A 17,353-nucleotide genomic window follows, 5' to 3' on the forward strand; every position below is an offset into this window, starting at 1 on the left:
ATAACAATGACAAACGTCTTAGAAAAGGTGAAGAGTATTATGCCTAAAATTATCGAATTACCAGAAACACTCGCCAACCAAATAGCAGCTGGTGAAGTGATTGAACGTCCAAGTAGTGTTGTGAAAGAACTGATAGAAAATGCTATTGATGCCGGAAGTAGCCAAATTACCATTGAAATCGAAGAGTCAGGATTGAAAAAAATCCAAGTCACCGATAATGGTGAAGGGATTTCTAAAGAAGATGTGGCTTTAAGTATCAAACGTCACGCCACAAGTAAAATTAAAAGCCAGTCTGATTTGTTTCGGATTAGAACATTGGGATTTCGAGGTGAAGCTCTTCCTTCAATTGCATCAATTTGTTTAATGACTATTAAAACAGCGACAGCTTCTGAAGAAGGTGGCACCTTATTGATTGCTAATGGTGGCCAAATTGAACAAGAAGAAGTAATTTCAACACCGGTTGGGACTAAGATTATTGTTGAAAATCTTTTTTTCAATACACCGGCTAGATTAAAATATATGAAAAGTTTGCAGGCGGAACTAGCTCATATCGTTAATATGGTCAATCGTTTGAGTCTTGCTCATCCAGAAGTATCCTTTGTCTTATTTAGTGATGGCAGAGAATTGATTAGAACTGCTGGGAGCGGGGATTTACATCAAGCTATTGCAGGTATTTATGGTGTTAGCACTGCTAAAAAAATGGTGCCCATTTCAGCCTCCAATCTTGATTTTGAAGTGTCAGGCTATGTTAGTTTGCCTGAATTAACAAGAGCAAATCGTAACTATATAACCATTTTAATTAATGGTCGCTACATCAAAAATTTCTTACTCAATAGAGCGATTATAGATGGCTACGGTAGTAAATTAATGGTTGGTCGTTTTCCAATTGCTGTCATTGATATTCAAATAGATCCTTATTTAGCAGATGTCAATGTTCATCCGACTAAACAAGAAGTTCGCATCTCTAAAGAAGGGGATTTGATGTCTCTCATTAAGACAGCTATCTTTGAGAGTTTACAAGAACATGATTTGATTCCAGATGCGCTTGAAAATTTAGCAAAATCAAGTACAAGAGGTTTTCCTAAACCAGTTCAAACTAGTCTTTCTTTAAAACAAACCAATTTCTATTATGATAATGAGAAACAAGATTTCTTTGTTCGTCCTGGTGAAGAAAAGGATAGCTATGTAGAAGAAAACCAGTTTTCTCAACAAGAAAATAAAGTTGACAACTCACTTGACAACTCTGTCAAGGCAACTCCATCTGTTAAGTTTGCTAATCGCACTCATTGGCATGATTTTAATAGTGAGCATCCTGAAATTGATGTAACAAACAGTGGTAAACTAAAATCCCTCTTAGATAATCTTGAAAATGAGGAGACATCTGTTTTTCCTGAATTAGAATATTTTGGTCAGATGCATGGTACTTATCTCTTTGCTCAAGGCAAAGAAGGCCTTTATATCATTGATCAACATGCTGCCCAAGAAAGAATCAAATACGAATATTATCGTGATAAAATAGCAGATGTCAACACAGGTTTACAGCAGTTGTTAATGCCTTACCTATTCGAGTTTCCAACAGATGATTTTCTTAATCTACAAGAAAAAATGCCTCTTCTTAATCAAGTCGGTATTTACTTGGAACCTTATGGGGAAAACACCTTTATTTTACGCGAACATCCTATCTGGTTTAAGGAAGAAGAAATTGAATCTGGCGTCTATGAGATGTGTGATATGTTGTTGTTGACAAATCATGTCTCAATCAAGACTTACCGTGCTGAATTAGCCATTATGATGAGTTGTAAACGTAGCATCAAAGCCAACCATACTTTAGATGATTACTCAGCGAGACATCTCATCAATCAATTGTCACAGTGCAAAAATCCATACAACTGTCCTCATGGACGACCTGTTTTAGTGAGTTTTACCAATTCAGACATGGAAAAAATGTTCCGTCGCATTCAAGAAAATCATAAAAGTTTAAGAGAACAAGGCAAATATTAGAAGAGAGAAATAATGTACGAATATATCAAAGGAACCCTTTCAAAAATAACCGCTAAATACATTGTGGTTGAAGTATCAGGTATTGGCTACATCATTCATGTGGCAAATCCATACAGCTTTTCAAATCAGGTCAATCAGACGATAAAAATTTATCTCTACCAAGTTGTTCGAGAAGATGCTCAGCTCCTTTATGGCTTTCACAGTGAAGAAGAAAAAACGATTTTCTTAAATCTTATTTCAGTGACAGGGATTGGACCAACGTCTGCCTTAGCCATCATTGCAGCCGATGATAATGAAGGCTTAGTCGCGGCCATTGACAACAAAGATATTACTTATCTGATGAAATTCCCTAAAATTGGTAAAAAAACAGCCCAACAAATGATTCTTGATTTAGCAGGAAAATTTGTTGATAACACAACAACTAACAAGGAAAAAAGAGATACAAAAGGAACAACTACTAACCATGCTTTAGATGAAGCAATGGAAGCCCTTAATGCTCTTGGCTATAAAGCTAGCGAATTGAAAAAAATTCGTGCCTTCTTTGAAGGAACAAGTGAGACGACACAAGACTATATTAAAGCGTCACTTAAAATGCTGATTAAATAGGAGATGACTATGAAACGTTGTGGTTGGGTAAAAAAACAAGATGATTTAGACAGGATGTACCATGATACCGAGTGGGGACGACCATTACATGATGAACAAGCTCTTTTTGAATTATTTTGTCTAGAAAGTTATCAATCTGGCGTGTCATGGTTAACCGTCTTACACAAAAGACAAGCCTTCAATCACGTTTTTAAACAATATGACATTGCTAAAGTAGCCGCTATGACTGATAAAGAGCTTGAGTTCTTATTATCTGATGAAGCTATTATTAGACATCGCGGAAAGCTCTTTGCGACAAGAAATAACGCTCAACAATTTTTACAGATTCAAAAAGAATTTGGTTCTTTTGATAACTATATTTGGTCTTTTGTCAAACATCACCCTATCAACCATAAAATTAATCATTATAAGGACGCTCCTAGTCAAACAGCTTTATCAGAACAAATTGCTAAAGAATTGAAAAAACGAGGCTTCAAATATATAGGACCTACCATGATTTATTCTTTCATGCAGGCAGCTGGTCTTGTCAATGACCATGAAGTGGAGTGTTCTTTTAATCCTAATCATACGTTGTAAAAACCATAATAGTTTACGAATAAGAGAGTGAGGCAACTCGTCATGAAAGCTGAAATTATTGCTGTTGGTACAGAAATTCTAACTGGGCAGATTGTTAATACCAATGCCCAATTTTTATCGGAAAAATTTGCTGAAAATGGTATTGACGTTTATTTTCAAACAGCCGTTGGGGATAATGAAGAGCGGTTATTATCGGTTTTATCTATCGCCAAAAAACGTAGCGATTTAATTGTTTTATGTGGTGGCCTAGGACCAACAGAAGATGATTTAACCAAGCAAGTTCTAGCTAAATTTTTGAAAAAATCTTTAATTGTCAATCAAGAAGCGATGACCAAATTAGATGCTTTTTTTGCTAATCGACCAAATAGTTCAAGAACAGCAAACAATGATCGCCAAGCTCAGATTATTGAGGGGGCTAAAGCGATTCAAAATCCGACAGGTTTAGCAGTAGGTAGTATGATTGAGGTTGATGGCGTCACCTATGTTGTTTTACCAGGACCTCCTAGCGAATTAAAACCAATGGTTAATCAGTTTTTATTGCCTCTATTAAAAAGTGATACCAAACTTTATTCTCGTGTTTTGAGGTTTTTTGGTATTGGTGAGAGTCGTTTAGTAACCGAGTTGGCTGATATTATTACACACCAAACTGATCCAACAATAGCACCTTATGCAAAAGTTGGGGAGGTGACTCTTAGACTATCAACTAAGGCCAACAATCAAGAAGAAGCAAAACAGAAATTGGATGTCCTAGAAACTGAGATTCTTAGCACCTCTAACCTCAAAACTTATCATTATGGTTATGGTGATGAGAATTCATTGGCTGCAGTTGTTTTTGAAAGTCTTCGTCAGAAGAAAAAAACAATGACAGCGGCAGAAAGTTTGACAGCTGGCTTATTTCAATCGCAACTTGCAGACTTTTCTGGTAGTTCCTTTGTTTTTAAAGGCGGTTTTGTCACTTATAGCCTTGAAGAAAAATCACGGATGTTAGGTATTCCCTTAGATGAACTAAAGAAAAATGGTGTTGTCAGTGCTTTCACAGCAGAAAAAATGGCAGAAAATAGTCGACGTCTCACTGATTCAGATTTTGCTGTTTCACTAACAGGCGTTGCTGGCCCAGATACTTTGGAAGGTCAACCTGTAGGTACCGTCTTTATCGGTTTAGCAACTAAGGATTCCGTCTTTTCTCAAAAAATAATGATAGGAGGGCGCAGTCGCTCAGATATTCGTCATATTGCAACCATGCATGCTTTTAATATTGTGCGTCAAGCTTTATTAAAGCACTAAAGTTTAGTATAATGGAACAAGTATAGAAAATAGGAGAAATCAATGGCAAAAAAATCAAAGAAAACAGAAGAAATTACTAAAAAATTTGGTGATGAAAGACAAAAAGCGCTTAACAATGCCCTAAAAGATATTGAAAAAGATTTTGGTAAAGGAGCAGTAATGCGCCTTGGCGAACGTGCTGAACAAAAAGTTCAAATTATGAGCTCAGGAAGTTTAGCACTAGATATTGCTCTTGGTGTTGGTGGCTATCCTAAAGGCAGAATTGTAGAAATTTTTGGACCAGAAAGTTCAGGGAAAACAACTGTTGCTCTACATGCTGTTGCGCAAGCGCAAAAAGATGGTGGGATTGCAGCCTTTATTGATGCTGAGCATGCTCTTGATCCAGCATACGCCCAAGCCTTAGGGGTTAATATTGACGAACTTCTTTTGTCACAACCAGATTCTGGTGAACAAGGGCTAGAAATTGCTGGAAAATTGATTGATTCAGGAGCCGTTGATATCGTTGTTATCGACTCGGTTGCAGCATTAGTTCCACGTGCAGAAATTGATGGTGATATTGGTGATAGTCATGTTGGTTTACAAGCTCGTATGATGAGTCAAGCCATGAGAAAATTATCAGCATCAATCAATAAAACAAAAACGATTGCTATCTTCATCAACCAGTTACGTGAAAAAGTAGGTGTTATGTTTGGTAATCCTGAAACAACTCCTGGTGGTCGTGCTCTTAAATTTTATTCTTCTATTCGTTTAGATGTGAGAGGGAATACACAAATTAAAGGATCTGGAGACCAAAAAGATAGTAATATTGGTAAGGAAACTAAAATTAAAGTGGTTAAAAACAAGGTTGCGCCACCATTTCAAGTGGCTCTTGTTGAAATCATGTATGGTGAAGGCATTTCACGAACTGGTGAGTTGGTTAAAATCGCTAGTGAACTTGATATCATCCAAAAAGCTGGTGCTTGGTATTCTTACGAAGGTGTTAAAATTGGTCAAGGATCAGAAAATGCTAAGAAATATCTTGCTGATAATCCAGAAGTATTTGATGAAATTGATCGTAAAGTACGAATTAAATTTGGTTTGATCGAAGATGATACCCCTAAAGAGGAAGTATCAGAAAGTAAAGAAGAAGTAAATGAGGATATTGCCTTAGAGTTTGATAGTATTGAGATAGAAGAATAAAATCAGTCTAAAGACCGACTTTCAATTAGAGTCTTTTGTGATACAATGTTAGTATCATGTGGTAGAAAGCGAGAATAGACATGATCAAAATTTATACGATTTCAAGTTGTACAAGTTGTAAAAAGGCAAAAACGTGGCTAAATGCCCACAAATTACCCTATAAAGAACAAAATTTAGGGAAAGAGCCTTTAACTAAAGAAGAAATTTTAGCAATTCTATCAAAAACTGAAGATGGTGTTGAAAGTATTATCTCCGCTAAAAATAGATACGCCAAAGCCCTCAATTTTAATATTGATGACTTGAGTATCAATGAGGTGATTAAAGTGATTCAAGCCAATCCAAGAATACTAAAAAGTCCTATCTTGATTGATGATAAACGTCTTCAAGTTGGTTATAAAGAAGACGATATTAGAGCTTTTCTTCCTCGCTCTATTCGTAATATCGAAAACGAGCAAGCACGGTTACGCGCTGCATTATAGTTTAAGTAAAGGAATATTCTTACTACAAATAAATGAATTTTATAAAAAATCCATTCTTATTCTATATAAGAATGGATTTTTTATATCAATTAGACTTTAAAATAATATTAATCGGTAATTATCAGTTATAAGTGTTGATAATATCACATAATTATGAGATGATTTAAAGAATAAATTTATTAAATTAGTTAAGATTAACAAGTTAGGAACAATATGTTTAAAAAAAGAAAAATTTGGTTTATTATTATAATCAGTATTGCATTACTATTAGGTTCTTGTTCACAAAAAGAAAAGCCTCAGGTCCAAACGCAAACTCAAACAACAGAAACAACAGAAACAACAGAAACCACTGAAATACCAAAGGTGGGGTCAACTATCTTTAAGTATGATACAGAATATGAAGGTTATGATGCAACGATAGTTGAAAAAATTACTTTTGAAGGTGATAAAATAAAAATTCACGAAGCTTATCTCATTATCTATGCTGAAGCCTATCCTAAAGAAGAACAGGATTACTATGCTATGAGAAGTGAACAACAGTTAGAAGAAGATAGAAGAAAACTAAAAGAAGAAATTGAAACTCATGAACTAATGCAAGAAAGCCAAAAACATGAAGGTGCTAAGATGGAAGTAATCGTTGAAAGGTACTATACTGCTTTCTATGTTTATGTTAATATGGATTCTTATGCAGCATCGAGTGCTATGAGAGCTTTTCCTGTTTGGGACTATAGAGAAATTAGACAGATGACTTCAGAGGACTATTCTATTTTTATAAAGTCATTTGGAGCAATAGAAATTACAGAAGACCAGTTAGCACAAATTTTAGCCCCAGATGCAACAAATAGTCGCTTGAAATGATATATTATAGTACAGGTATTTATTAAGTTCATGAGTGTTTAACAAGTGTTTTATTCTTGTTTAATAATGTGAAATATAGTATAATAAAACATAATACTTAATAACGAAAGAAGGTGTGAGCATGGGCTTTACAGACGAAACTGTTCGCTTTAATTTGGATGATAGCAACAAGAAAGAGATTAGCGAAACATTGACATCGGTTTATCGTTCTCTCGAGGAAAAAGGCTACAATCCCATCAATCAAATTGTTGGGTATGTATTAAGTGGTGACCCTGCTTATATTCCTCGTTATAACAATGCTAGAAATCAAATTCGTAAGTATGAAAGAGATGAGATAGCAGAAGAATTGGTTCGTTATTATCTCAAAGGAAATGGTATTGATATCAAATGAGAATAATGGGATTAGATGTTGGATCTAAAACAGTCGGTGTGGCGATTAGTGATCCACTTGGTTTTACTGCTCAGGGTTTAGAAATCATTAAAATCAATGAAGAAAAAGAAGAGTTTGGTTTTGATCGTTTGAGTGAATTGGTGAAAGAATACCACGTAGAAAAATTTGTGATTGGTCTTCCTAAAAACATGAACAATACTAGCGGCCCTCGAGTGGAAGCTAGTCAATCTTATGGGAAGCGTCTTGAAGAACTGTTTGGTTTACCTATTATCTATCAAGATGAGCGCTTATCAACAGTAGAAGCAGAAAGGATGCTTGTCGAACAGGGAGATATAAGTAGAAACAAACGTAAAAAAGTTATTGATAAATTGGCTGCCCAGCTAATTTTGCAAAATTATTTAGACCGTATCTATTGATTAATCCATATTAAAGGGGAAAAACATGACAGAAACACATAACCACCAAGAACATGATGTTATTACACTAGTTGATGAACAAGGTAATGAAACTTTGTTTGAAATTCTTCTAACCATTGATGGCACTGAAGAATTCGGTAAAAATTATGTCTTATTAGTTCCTGCTGGTGCAGAAGAAGATGAAGACGGTGAAGTTGAAATACAAGCCTATGCCTTCACTGAAAATGAAGACGGTACAGAAGGGGAACTAGAACCAATTCCAGCTGATTCTGAAGCAGAATGGGATATGATTGAAGAAGTCTTTAATACTTTCATGGAAGAATAACAGAGACGATACTAGTCTTATAAAAGCGCCTTGACAAATTTCAAGGCGCTTTTTACATAGCAATAAGAAATTGACTAATCAAAAGTTTTTGCTATACTTAAGTAATAAGAATGTTCAGGAAGGAAAGAGTATATAAATGTCTTCAAGCCCATTAGAAAGTTATCATGAGGAGTTTTCAGATTTGTCTACCTTAGAGGAGATCAATCAAGAAACTCATCTTAGTAGAAGAACAAAAAAAACGCCAACCAAAAAACCAAGGATGAAAACCCCAAATGTGAGAATGCCGTTTTTTCATCATTTTTATTTACTGGTTTTTAGTCTAATCATATCTTTGTTTAGTATTGTTATTCCTTTTTTTTCAGATTTTGCTAACGGGATTCAAACTCAAAACCTATACACTGGTTTCATGATAACACAAGGCCAGCTACCATATACAGACCTTTTTGCAACCGGAGGATTTTTGTATTACTTGACAATTTCTTTCACTTATCTAGTGGGAAGTAACCTTTGGATTTTACTTTTCCAAATACTATCTTTCTATGTTTCAGGTATTTATCTGTATAAAATAATTTTTTCATTGAGTCAAAAGAGGGGACTTGCCCTTTCTGTTAGTTCTATTTTTTATTTTTTAAATGTTACTTTAGGTTTTGGTGGTCTTTATCCCATTCAATTCTCCTTTTTATTCTTTTTACCGGCCATGTGGTTTTTATTAAACTATTTTAAGGGACAAGCCAAAGATGAGGGCTTTATCCTTTATGGTATTTTATGTGCCTTTGCTATTTTATTTGACTCAAGAGCCCTATTGTTTGGTTTGGTTGCTCTGGTTGTTTTAAGTATTTATAATTTAGCTCACCATTATTTTGCCAGGGGATTTTACCAATTATTGTGTCTAATCTTTGGTTTACTTCTTGTTTTTTATTCAGTAGGCTTTGTCGCCTTTAATATGCAAATTATTGTTCCTTATCTACAACAAACTCTTATCTATCCAGTAACTTCTATTACTAATAGTTTAGAGACACTACTTTATAGTTTTGGTTTTTATCTTGTTGTGACCTTAGGTTCAGGACTACTATTAGGTGTTTTGGTTTTTCCATTATTACTTGGGAAAGGAACCAAAGATCATGCTATCAAATGGGTATTCTTTTTATCAGTTCTTCTGTATTTTATTATAACAGTTCTGACAAAAAGTTTTGAAGCCTATCATGTTTTACCAATGGTTCCATTTGGTCTCATACTAACAATTCTTTTTTTAAACCATCGTTCTGATGGAGTAAATATTGAAGAATCCGGACAATTTCGTCATCGTCAACACCTACCAAAAGATAGTGAAATCAAAGGTTTTGGTGACTTCATGTTAAGACATTTACTTGTTCCAATTTTGGTGATGGGGTATGGTCTTGGTCTACCGGTGTACCAATATCTTATCGATGCGCCCCTTCATCAAGAAAGAGAAATGATTGCCACTTATATTGCAACAAACACTGCAGACAATGATTCAATTTATGTTTGGGACACTGTTGCTACTATCTATCAAGATAGTCGACGTCAGTCAAGTTCTCATCTGAGTCTTCCTCTTATCAATACTTCTGATTCTGTAAACCAAAAGAGATTAGAAGACGAGATGTTACAAAATAAAGCGCGCTATGTCGTGTTAAATAACAATCTGGAACTTCCTCCATTGGTAAAAAATACGCTTGACAATCACTACCAACCAATTTCTTTTGAAAATATTGACCATTTGACTGTGTATCAGTTAAACCCTTGATAAATCAATATATTGTGTCTAGTTTTAAAAAAAGACACAATATATTGATTTTTTTGCCAATAAACGATTGATTTTTATTTTGCTTATGCTATAATATTTCTTGTACTAAGATTTAGGAAAGAGGACAAGGAAATGGTCAAATCACTCATTACAGTTATTAAGCGTGATGGTAGAAAGGTGGCTTTTGAACCAGATAAGATTTTTCAAGCCATTTTAAAAGCCAGCAATCAAGTAACACCACTAACACCATTTGTAGAAGAAAAGCTAAAAGAAGTTACTGAGAATGTTGTGACAGAAATTTTTGAACGCTTTAATAAAGACGTTAAAATCTATGAAATTCAAAACATTGTGGAACACCAACTGTTAGAAGCAAACGAATATGCGATTGCAAAAGCTTATATCAACTACCGAACGCAGCGTGATTTTGACCGCTCTAAAGCAACAGACATTAATTATACGATTGATAAATTAATCAACAAGGATCAAAGTGTGGTCAATGAAAACGCTAACAAAGATAGTAATGTCTTTAATACCCAACGCGATTTAACCGCTGGTATTGTTGGGAAATCCATTGGTCTTAAAATGTTACCACCACATGTGGCAAACGCTCATCAAAAAGGTGATATTCATTTCCATGATTTGGATTATAGCCCTTATACACCAATGACCAACTGTTGTTTGATTGATTTTGAAGGCATGTTAAAGACAGGTTTTAGAATTGGAAACGCTGATGTTGAAAGTCCAAAATCGATTCAAACAGCAACTGCTCAAATCTCACAAATCATTGCTAATGTTGCTTCTAGTCAATATGGTGGCTGTTCTGCTGATCGTATTGATGAAGTTTTAGCACCTTATGCTAAACTAAATTATGACAAGCATATGAAGGATGCTAAAAAATGGTTGGATGAAGATAAAAGAGAAGACTATGTTCGTGAAAAAACCTTGAAAGACATCTATGATGCCATGCAAAGTCTTGAGTATGAAATCAATACCCTTTTCACTTCAAATGGTCAAACACCCTTTACTTCTCTTGGTTTTGGTTTAGGAGAAGGATGGTTTGAGCGTGAAATTCAAAAAGCTATTTTAAAAATTCGTATTGAAGGGCTTGGGAAAGAAAAACGCACAGCAATCTTCCCTAAATTGATTTTCACTGTTAAACGTGGTCTTAACCTAGATCCTGATTCTCCAAACTATGACATTAAGCAATTAGCTCTTGAATGTGCTACAAAACGCATGTATCCAGATATGTTATCTTATGATAAGATCGTTGAGTTAACAGGTTCATTTAAAGTTCCTATGGGATGTCGTAGTTTCCTTCAAGGATGGAAAGATGAAAATGGCAATGATGTCACATCTGGTCGTATGAATCTCGGTGTTGTTACAGTTAACCTTCCTCGTATTGCCCTAGAATCTCAAGGTGATATTGAAAAATTCTGGGATATCTTTAGCGAACGTATGTCAATTGCTAAAGACGCACTTGTTTATCGTGTAGAACGCGTTAAAGAAGCAACACCAGCAAATGCTCCTATTTTATATCAATATGGTGCTTTTGGAAAACGTCTTCCTAAAGATGGCAACGTTGATGACCTCTTTAAGAATCGTCGTGCCACTATTTCTCTAGGTTATATCGGCTTATATGAAGTGGCAACAGTCTTTTATGGCGGTGAGTGGGAAACGAATCCAGCAGCGAAAGACTTTACGATTGATATCATTCATCAAATGAAGAGTCTTTGTGAAGACTGGTCAGATGAGTTTGGTTATCATTTCTCAGTTTACTCAACACCATCAGAAAGCTTGACAGACCGTTTTTGTCGTCTAGATACTGAAAAATTTGGTATTGTTGAAAATATTACAGACAAAGAATACTATACTAATAGCTTCCATTATGATGTTCGTAAAAACCCTTCACCATTTGAAAAATTAGATTTTGAAAAAATCTATCCAGAAACTGGTGCAAGTGGTGGTTTCATCCATTATTGTGAGTATCCTGTTTTACAACAAAATCCTAAAGCTTTAGAGGCTGTTTGGGACTATGCTTATGATCGTGTTGGTTACTTAGGAACTAACACACCGATTGATCGTTGTTATGAATGTGGTTTTGAAGGTGATTTTGAACCAACCGAACGTGGTTTTAAATGCCCTAATTGTGGTAACACCGATCCAAAAACAGTAGATGTGGTGAAACGTACTTGTGGTTATCTAGGAAATCCACAAGCAAGACCAATGGTTAATGGTCGCCATAAAGAAATTGCTTCACGTGTGAAACACATGAATGGTTCAACAATCAAGCTAAACTAAAAAATAATAAATAGGTTGCTATTTAGCAACCTATTTTGACAGAAAAGAGAAACTAATGGGAAAATATCAACTGGATTACAAGGGGCAAAAGCAGGTGGAGCGTTTCCACGAGAAACATTCTCGTACGAAAGGTGATCAAAAGGCGCGTGTCAATGCTTTAAAAGAATGTTTTTTAGGGAAAAAGATTAAAAAAGATTAGTCGGAGGTTAGGTATGCTTAAAATAGGGATTGTTGGTTTAGGGTCCATTGCTCAAAAAGCTTATTTGCCCTATATGCGTCAGTTGGCTGAGATTGAATGGCATCTATTCACTAGAAATCAAGAGGTTTTAAGTCAGACAGCACATTTATTTTCACATGTCCACACATATTCATCACTAGAAGAGCTTGCTGATGCTACCTTGGATGGCGTCTTTGTTCACACGGCAACTGTTTCTCATCATGATATTGTTGCCTTGTTTCTAAGCCGTGGTATACCAGTTTATGTGGACAAACCTGTCACACAAAATTATGAAGAAACCAAGGCTCTTTACGATTTAGCTAGAGTTCATCAGACTTTCTTGATGGTTGGTTTTAATCGCCGATTTGCACCACGAGTGGCTGCTTTAAAAGAAGAGACCAATAAGACAAAGATTTATGTTGAAAAAAATGATATTAATCGCCCAGGAGACTTGGTGTTTAAATTCTTCGACTTCTTTATCCATCCATTAGACACGGCTCTTTTTCTTATGGATAATCCTCCTAAACAAAGCTGGTTTCATTATCACAAAACCGATGGCCTACTAAGTCAAGTGACAGTAACTCTAGTTTCAAACACAGAAACTGTTATTGTAGGCATGAATTTGCAGTCTGGTTCAAGACGAGAAATCGTTGAAATTCAATTGCCCAAAAAGACTCTTCACGTTGAGGATTTGTCTGATTTAACTATTTATGAAGAAAGTAGTCAAACGAAGAAAAATTATGGTGCTTGGGATAGAACTTTATATAAAAGAGGATTTGAATCCATTGTTTTAGCATTTATCGATGCTGTTAAAACAGGTCTCAATCCAGTTTCTCCCGAGTCGAGTTTGTTGAGTCACTACCTTTGTCAACAGCTAGTAGACACTCAAAAAGATTGGGGCGAATTATCACTACAGTTGCCAAAATAGGAGATATCATGCTATTAAGAAGACCAAGATTTGATGATGAAGCGACTATTTTAGAGATGATTACTGAATTTGAAGACCATAACAGCCAGCATGACGGTGGCTTTTGGAATCCTCGTGAGTTTTCCTATAATGATTGGTTGCAACAAAATTGCGAATATGAAATGGGAATTAATATTCCTAGTCACTTTGTGCCTTCTATTCAGTTAGTGTCTTTTGATGCTAATAATAGAGCGCTAGGCTTTTTAAATCTACGCCTTCGGTTGAATGATGTTTTGTTACAAAAAGGTGGTCATATTGGTTATAGTATTAGACCAACTGAGCGTGGCAAGGGTTACGCTAAAGAGCAACTGAGACAAGGTTTGCAGTTAGCCAAAGAAAAAAACATTAAATCGGTTTTATTGACTTGTCATAAGGATAATCTTGCTAGTCGAAAAACAATTTTGGCCTGTGGTGGGCGTTATGAAGACACACGTGACAATGTAGAACGTTATTGGATTGATTTGGAGGGATAAGATGAATAATCCTAAACCTAAAGAATGGAAGAGCGAAGATTATAGTCAAGGTTATATTTCTGATTATAAAGCTTTTAATTTTGTAGATGGTGAGGGCGTGCGAAATTCACTTTATGTGAGCGGTTGTCTCTTTCATTGTAAAGGATGCTACAATCAAGCCACTTGGAATTTTCGAAATGGTGTGCCCTACACAAAAGAACTAGAAGAACAGATTATGGCTGATTTGGCTCAACCTTATGTGCAAGGTCTTACTTTGTTGGGAGGGGAGCCCTTCTTGAATACAGGTATTTTATTACCTTTGGTCAAACGAATCAAAAAAGAGTTGCCTGAAAAAGATATTTGGTCTTGGACAGGCTATACATGGGAAGAAATGATGCTTGAAACACCTGATAAATTGGAATTACTAAGTTATGTTGATATTTTAGTTGATGGTCGTTTTGACATCACCAAGAAAAATTTAATGCTCCAATTTAGAGGGTCTTCTAACCAACGCATCATTGATGTCAAAAAATCCTTGGCCACCAATTCAGTCGTAATTTGGGAAAAACTCAATGATGGTAAAGCCACCTATGAACAAGTGTCCAGAGATCATTTAATATAAAAAGAGGTTAGTACTCAATTTAATATTTTTTGAAAGAACATTACAAACATTTAAAGGCTAGGACTTGTTGTCCTAGCCTTTTTTATATTTCTTTAACAAAAGTGAGCTTGTTAGGTTTCGATAAGTCTTCGTGATATGAAAAACCATCAAAGGTCAGTTTTTTAAGGTCTGAAAGTTCTCTAGCTTCTTGTTTAATGGCTGCTGCTAAAAAGGCACCACGCCCTTTTTTAGAGATGGTAGAGTGCGTTTTTAATTGTCCTTTTTTAGCTTCCATGAAGACCACTTTAATCAACTGTTCTCGGATGGGTTTGGAGAATATATCTTCAAATTCACTTGATAATAGAGAGATAAAAATGTCTTCAGTGTTAAAACTAGCATCAAAATCTTTTTGCCAATACTGTTTGAGAGATTTTCCATCAATTATGAGTTTTTGTGAGAAATCAAGACGATGAGGGGCAATTGGTGTCAGTGCTGGGATAACGCCGTATAAGGAAGAGGTAATTAAAACATCGGTATTCACACGCTTAAGTTCGCAAGGAGAAAATTCAAGACGATTGATATAGCGATACATCAAACCATTAAAGAGAAAAATGGCGGGGTAATAATTAGCCTCCTTGTTTTGAATAGTTTGAATTCTGTCCCATTCTTTTTGGGCGGCTTCTGGCTTTATTTTATAAAAATGAGCTAGTTCTTCTGGTCCCATTTTTGCCAATTCTGTGAGGATAGCAGTTGTTTTTGGATTGAACGGATTAGGAGCAACCTTATCTAGTTGTTTTGACATCTCTTTTGCAGTTGGGATTAAAAATTTCATGATAGCCTCCTTATTCTTTTTCTATTCTAGGCTATTCCGGATAAAAGTCAAGTACTCCATTTTTTAATGGGTGATAACATAAAATTTTTGAAATATAAATTTAATATTTAATAATAAAAAATAAACAAAGTCTTTCTTTTCCTTTTTTGTATTGGCAATACTTACGATATAATAAGCGTAAAAATAATATTATAAGATTAAAAGGTACAATGTTCTAAATAATCTCATAAATGTATTGTCATTTCTTTAAAAAAGTATTAGAATGGAAATGGACTCATAAAAACAATTAGTGTATTTTATAATATTTTAAAAAAAGTAAATAATATCATTTTGTTACTAACTATTTTTAATGTGTATAAGATAGAAAGAAAGGAAAAACAATGAAGACAAAACTATTGAAAGTTTTTGCCTTAATGGCTCTAGTGGTAACAACTTTTTCATTTATCAGGGGGACTCATGTAGATGCTGCTGATCATGATAATGTTATTACAAGTATGTCGCTAACAAGTGAATCGGGAGGACCATTACCAGATCCTATTGAACAATGGACTAACTTTCGAATCAATGCAGATTTTGCACTACCCGATAATACCGTCGTAGCAGGTGACACTACTACAATACAATTACCACCTGAATTAACCTTTCCACAAACAACAGCATTTGAAGTGAAGGATGCAGATGGTAATTTAGTGGCTAATGCTGTTATCCATCCTGATACTAAACAAGTGGTTTTGACCTATACCGATTATGTAGAAACTCACTCAAATATTACTGGAAAACTTTTTTTCTATGTACGTGTTGATTTTACTGTAATTGATACTGAACAAACTTTTGATATTAATGTTAAAGTTGGAACAAAAACATTTAATGCTGGAACAATTCACTATGAAGGTGTCGGGGCACCAACTGCGTATTTATTACAAAAATCAAGTTGGGCAGAGAACGGTAATCCTCAACGAACTAATTATTCTATTTCTATTAATCGTACTAAGGAAGAATTAAAGAAAGTTGTAATCACAGACACTCTACAAAATCCTGGAGTATCATACAAAAAAGATTCATTACGTATCTATAAAGGTGAGTGGAATTTTGTTCAAGGCGATTGGCAACTAACTGGTCAACAAGATGTGACACAAAACTATAACATCACATTTAATGATCCCCAACAATCGTTTTCAGTTGAACTTGGTGATATTGAAGCCACGGATAATTTTAAAATAGATTATCAAGCAGATATTTCCTATGTTCCAACAGATGGAGAGATTTTTGAAAATGTTGCCCAATTAGATGCGGAACAGCACGACACAGTTACAACTAGAGCTGCTTATCGCTATTTAGAAGCTGGTGGTAGTGCTGAAGGTTATGTCTACACTGTTGGTGTTCATAAAGTTTCTGAAGATGGAACACCTCTTCAAGGTGCTGTCTTTAATGTTATTCGTAAAGCAAATGATCAAGTTGTAGGTACTTTGACAACTGGGGCGGATGGTAATGCAACAGTTGGTGGTCTTCTAAAAACAGATTATATCCTTAGAGAAGTAACTGCTCCAGCAGGTTATGAACTTTTAACTGATGATATTGAAATCACACCAAATGATTTTGATGGTAGTAAAGTTGCTATGATGACTGTTACTAACAAATTAGCTAAGACTTCTATCAGTGGTCAAAAAACATGGAATGATAACAACAACCAAGACGGTAAACGTCCTACACAAATCGTTGTTAAATTATTAGCTAATGGTGTTGATACAGGAAAAACGGTCACAACAGATGAAGCACAAGGTTGGGCTTATACCTTTGATGATCTTGATACAAGAGATGCACAAGGGACACCAATTCAATATTCTGTGGCTGAAGAAGCTGTTCCAGAATATGTTGCTGTTGTTTCTGGTTATGATATTACCAATACCCACACACCAAGCACTGTAAATATCTCAGGTAAAAAAATCTGGGATGATGCGAATAACCAAGATGGTAAACGCCCAACAGAAGTCATTGTTAACCTCTTGGCAGATGGTCAGCCAACTGGACAAAAAGCGACAGTAACAGAAGCAACTAACTGGGCATATGAATTTACAGATCTTCCAGAATTTAAAGCTGGTCAAAAAA

The 17,353-nt window shown here is 35.2% G+C and carries 18 protein-coding genes; 17 read left to right on the forward strand and 1 reads right to left on the reverse strand.

The window, feature by feature from the left end; translation table 11 throughout:
* Window positions 1–39: 39 nt before the first annotated feature.
* From mutL to nrdG, 16 genes are all read left to right on the forward strand, one after another.
* A complete protein-coding gene (gene mutL / locus JHK64_RS05670) occupies window positions 40–2,001 on the forward strand; it encodes a DNA mismatch repair endonuclease MutL (RefSeq protein ID WP_199568033.1) in 1,962 nt (653 codons plus the stop codon).
* Between the two features lie 12 nt (window positions 2,002–2,013).
* Complete coding sequence (gene ruvA / locus JHK64_RS05675; RefSeq protein ID WP_199568034.1) at window positions 2,014–2,607, forward strand: Holliday junction branch migration protein RuvA; 594 nt, start codon at window positions 2,014–2,016, stop codon at window positions 2,605–2,607.
* Between the two features lie 9 nt (window positions 2,608–2,616).
* A complete protein-coding gene (locus tag JHK64_RS05680; protein ID WP_199568035.1) occupies window positions 2,617–3,183 on the forward strand; it encodes a DNA-3-methyladenine glycosylase I in 567 nt (188 codons plus the stop codon).
* Between the two features lie 42 nt (window positions 3,184–3,225).
* A complete protein-coding gene (locus tag JHK64_RS05685; RefSeq protein ID WP_199568036.1) occupies window positions 3,226–4,467 on the forward strand; it encodes a competence/damage-inducible protein A in 1,242 nt (413 codons plus the stop codon).
* 42 nt (window positions 4,468–4,509) lie between these two features.
* Window positions 4,510–5,646: a recombinase RecA gene (gene recA / locus JHK64_RS05690; protein WP_199568037.1), complete on the forward strand. Its 1,137-nt coding sequence runs from the start codon at window positions 4,510–4,512 to the stop codon at window positions 5,644–5,646.
* Window positions 5,647–5,726: 80 nt separating this feature from the next.
* The gene (spx, locus tag JHK64_RS05695) at window positions 5,727–6,125 is read left to right on the forward strand and encodes a transcriptional regulator Spx (RefSeq protein WP_199568038.1); all 399 of its coding nucleotides are present in this window, start codon (window positions 5,727–5,729) and stop codon (window positions 6,123–6,125) included.
* 213 nt (window positions 6,126–6,338) lie between these two features.
* Window positions 6,339–6,983, forward strand: coding sequence for a hypothetical protein (locus tag JHK64_RS05700; RefSeq protein WP_199568039.1), 645 nt, complete (start codon window positions 6,339–6,341; stop codon window positions 6,981–6,983).
* A 121-nt stretch (window positions 6,984–7,104) separates the two neighbouring features.
* Window positions 7,105–7,374 carry an IreB family regulatory phosphoprotein gene (locus tag JHK64_RS05705; protein WP_199568040.1) on the forward strand — a complete coding sequence of 90 codons (270 nt, stop codon included), beginning with the start codon at window positions 7,105–7,107 and terminating at the stop codon, window positions 7,372–7,374.
* The gene (gene ruvX / locus JHK64_RS05710) at window positions 7,371–7,790 is read left to right on the forward strand and encodes a Holliday junction resolvase RuvX (protein ID WP_199568041.1); all 420 of its coding nucleotides are present in this window, start codon (window positions 7,371–7,373) and stop codon (window positions 7,788–7,790) included. Before JHK64_RS05705 ends, ruvX begins: the two co-directional genes overlap by 4 nt.
* 25 nt (window positions 7,791–7,815) lie before the next feature.
* A complete protein-coding gene (locus JHK64_RS05715) occupies window positions 7,816–8,115 on the forward strand; it encodes a DUF1292 domain-containing protein (protein ID WP_199568042.1) in 300 nt (99 codons plus the stop codon).
* 136 nt (window positions 8,116–8,251) lie between these two features.
* Window positions 8,252–9,880, forward strand: coding sequence for a glycosyltransferase family protein (locus JHK64_RS05720; RefSeq protein ID WP_199568043.1), 1,629 nt, complete (start codon window positions 8,252–8,254; stop codon window positions 9,878–9,880).
* A gap of 132 nt (window positions 9,881–10,012) precedes the next feature.
* The gene (gene nrdD, locus JHK64_RS05725; protein WP_199568044.1) at window positions 10,013–12,178 is read left to right on the forward strand and encodes an anaerobic ribonucleoside-triphosphate reductase; all 2,166 of its coding nucleotides are present in this window, start codon (window positions 10,013–10,015) and stop codon (window positions 12,176–12,178) included.
* Window positions 12,179–12,233: 55 nt separating this feature from the next.
* Window positions 12,234–12,377 carry a hypothetical protein gene (locus JHK64_RS05730; RefSeq protein WP_199568045.1) on the forward strand — a complete coding sequence of 48 codons (144 nt, stop codon included), beginning with the start codon at window positions 12,234–12,236 and terminating at the stop codon, window positions 12,375–12,377.
* Window positions 12,378–12,390: 13 nt separating this feature from the next.
* Entirely contained in the window at window positions 12,391–13,323 is a 933-nt protein-coding gene (locus tag JHK64_RS05735) for a Gfo/Idh/MocA family protein (protein ID WP_199568046.1), read from the forward strand.
* Window positions 13,324–13,331: 8 nt separating this feature from the next.
* Window positions 13,332–13,835, forward strand: a complete 504-nt coding sequence (locus tag JHK64_RS05740; RefSeq protein ID WP_199568047.1) for a GNAT family N-acetyltransferase — start codon at window positions 13,332–13,334, stop codon at window positions 13,833–13,835.
* 1 nt (window position 13,836) lies between these two features.
* On the forward strand, window positions 13,837–14,436 hold the full coding sequence (nrdG, locus tag JHK64_RS05745; protein WP_199568048.1) for an anaerobic ribonucleoside-triphosphate reductase activating protein: 600 nt from the start codon (window positions 13,837–13,839) through the stop codon (window positions 14,434–14,436).
* A gap of 82 nt (window positions 14,437–14,518) precedes the next feature.
* On the opposite strand, the gene yaaA is transcribed toward nrdG, so the two are convergent.
* Complete coding sequence (gene yaaA, locus JHK64_RS05750; protein ID WP_199568049.1) at window positions 14,519–15,247, reverse strand: peroxide stress protein YaaA; 729 nt, start codon at window positions 15,245–15,247, stop codon at window positions 14,519–14,521.
* A gap of 380 nt (window positions 15,248–15,627) precedes the next feature.
* Between yaaA and JHK64_RS05755 the strand changes: the two genes are divergently transcribed.
* The coding region (locus JHK64_RS05755) for a Cna B-type domain-containing protein (protein WP_199568050.1) at window positions 15,628–17,353 on the forward strand (1,726 nt) is incomplete at its 3' end.

It is taken from the genome of Streptococcus zalophi, from assembly GCF_016481285.1.
Classification (GTDB): Bacteria; Bacillota; Bacilli; order Lactobacillales; family Streptococcaceae; genus Streptococcus; species Streptococcus zalophi.

What these genes read in the sequence shown, in the direction of transcription:
- ruvX (WP_199568041.1), top strand. Translation starts at nt 7,371, where the DNA reads ATGAGAATAATGGGATTAGATGTTGGATCTAAAACAGTCGGTGTGGCG.
- nrdD (WP_199568044.1), top strand. Translation starts at nt 10,013, where the DNA reads ATGGTCAAATCACTCATTACAGTTATTAAGCGTGATGGTAGAAAGGTG.
- ruvA (WP_199568034.1), top strand. Translation starts at nt 2,014, where the DNA reads ATGTACGAATATATCAAAGGAACCCTTTCAAAAATAACCGCTAAATAC.
- JHK64_RS05735 (WP_199568046.1), top strand. Translation starts at nt 12,391, where the DNA reads ATGCTTAAAATAGGGATTGTTGGTTTAGGGTCCATTGCTCAAAAAGCT.
- nrdG (WP_199568048.1), top strand. Translation starts at nt 13,837, where the DNA reads ATGAATAATCCTAAACCTAAAGAATGGAAGAGCGAAGATTATAGTCAA.
- JHK64_RS05685 (WP_199568036.1), top strand. Translation starts at nt 3,226, where the DNA reads ATGAAAGCTGAAATTATTGCTGTTGGTACAGAAATTCTAACTGGGCAG.
- JHK64_RS05680 (WP_199568035.1), top strand. Translation starts at nt 2,617, where the DNA reads ATGAAACGTTGTGGTTGGGTAAAAAAACAAGATGATTTAGACAGGATG.
- JHK64_RS05740 (WP_199568047.1), top strand. Translation starts at nt 13,332, where the DNA reads ATGCTATTAAGAAGACCAAGATTTGATGATGAAGCGACTATTTTAGAG.
- JHK64_RS05700 (WP_199568039.1), top strand. Translation starts at nt 6,339, where the DNA reads ATGTTTAAAAAAAGAAAAATTTGGTTTATTATTATAATCAGTATTGCA.
- yaaA (WP_199568049.1), bottom strand. Translation starts at nt 15,247, where the DNA reads ATGAAATTTTTAATCCCAACTGCAAAAGAGATGTCAAAACAACTAGAT.
- JHK64_RS05720 (WP_199568043.1), top strand. Translation starts at nt 8,252, where the DNA reads ATGTCTTCAAGCCCATTAGAAAGTTATCATGAGGAGTTTTCAGATTTG.
- JHK64_RS05715 (WP_199568042.1), top strand. Translation starts at nt 7,816, where the DNA reads ATGACAGAAACACATAACCACCAAGAACATGATGTTATTACACTAGTT.
- JHK64_RS05730 (WP_199568045.1), top strand. Translation starts at nt 12,234, where the DNA reads ATGGGAAAATATCAACTGGATTACAAGGGGCAAAAGCAGGTGGAGCGT.
- JHK64_RS05705 (WP_199568040.1), top strand. Translation starts at nt 7,105, where the DNA reads ATGGGCTTTACAGACGAAACTGTTCGCTTTAATTTGGATGATAGCAAC.
- recA (WP_199568037.1), top strand. Translation starts at nt 4,510, where the DNA reads ATGGCAAAAAAATCAAAGAAAACAGAAGAAATTACTAAAAAATTTGGT.
- spx (WP_199568038.1), top strand. Translation starts at nt 5,727, where the DNA reads ATGATCAAAATTTATACGATTTCAAGTTGTACAAGTTGTAAAAAGGCA.
- mutL (WP_199568033.1), top strand. Translation starts at nt 40, where the DNA reads ATGCCTAAAATTATCGAATTACCAGAAACACTCGCCAACCAAATAGCA.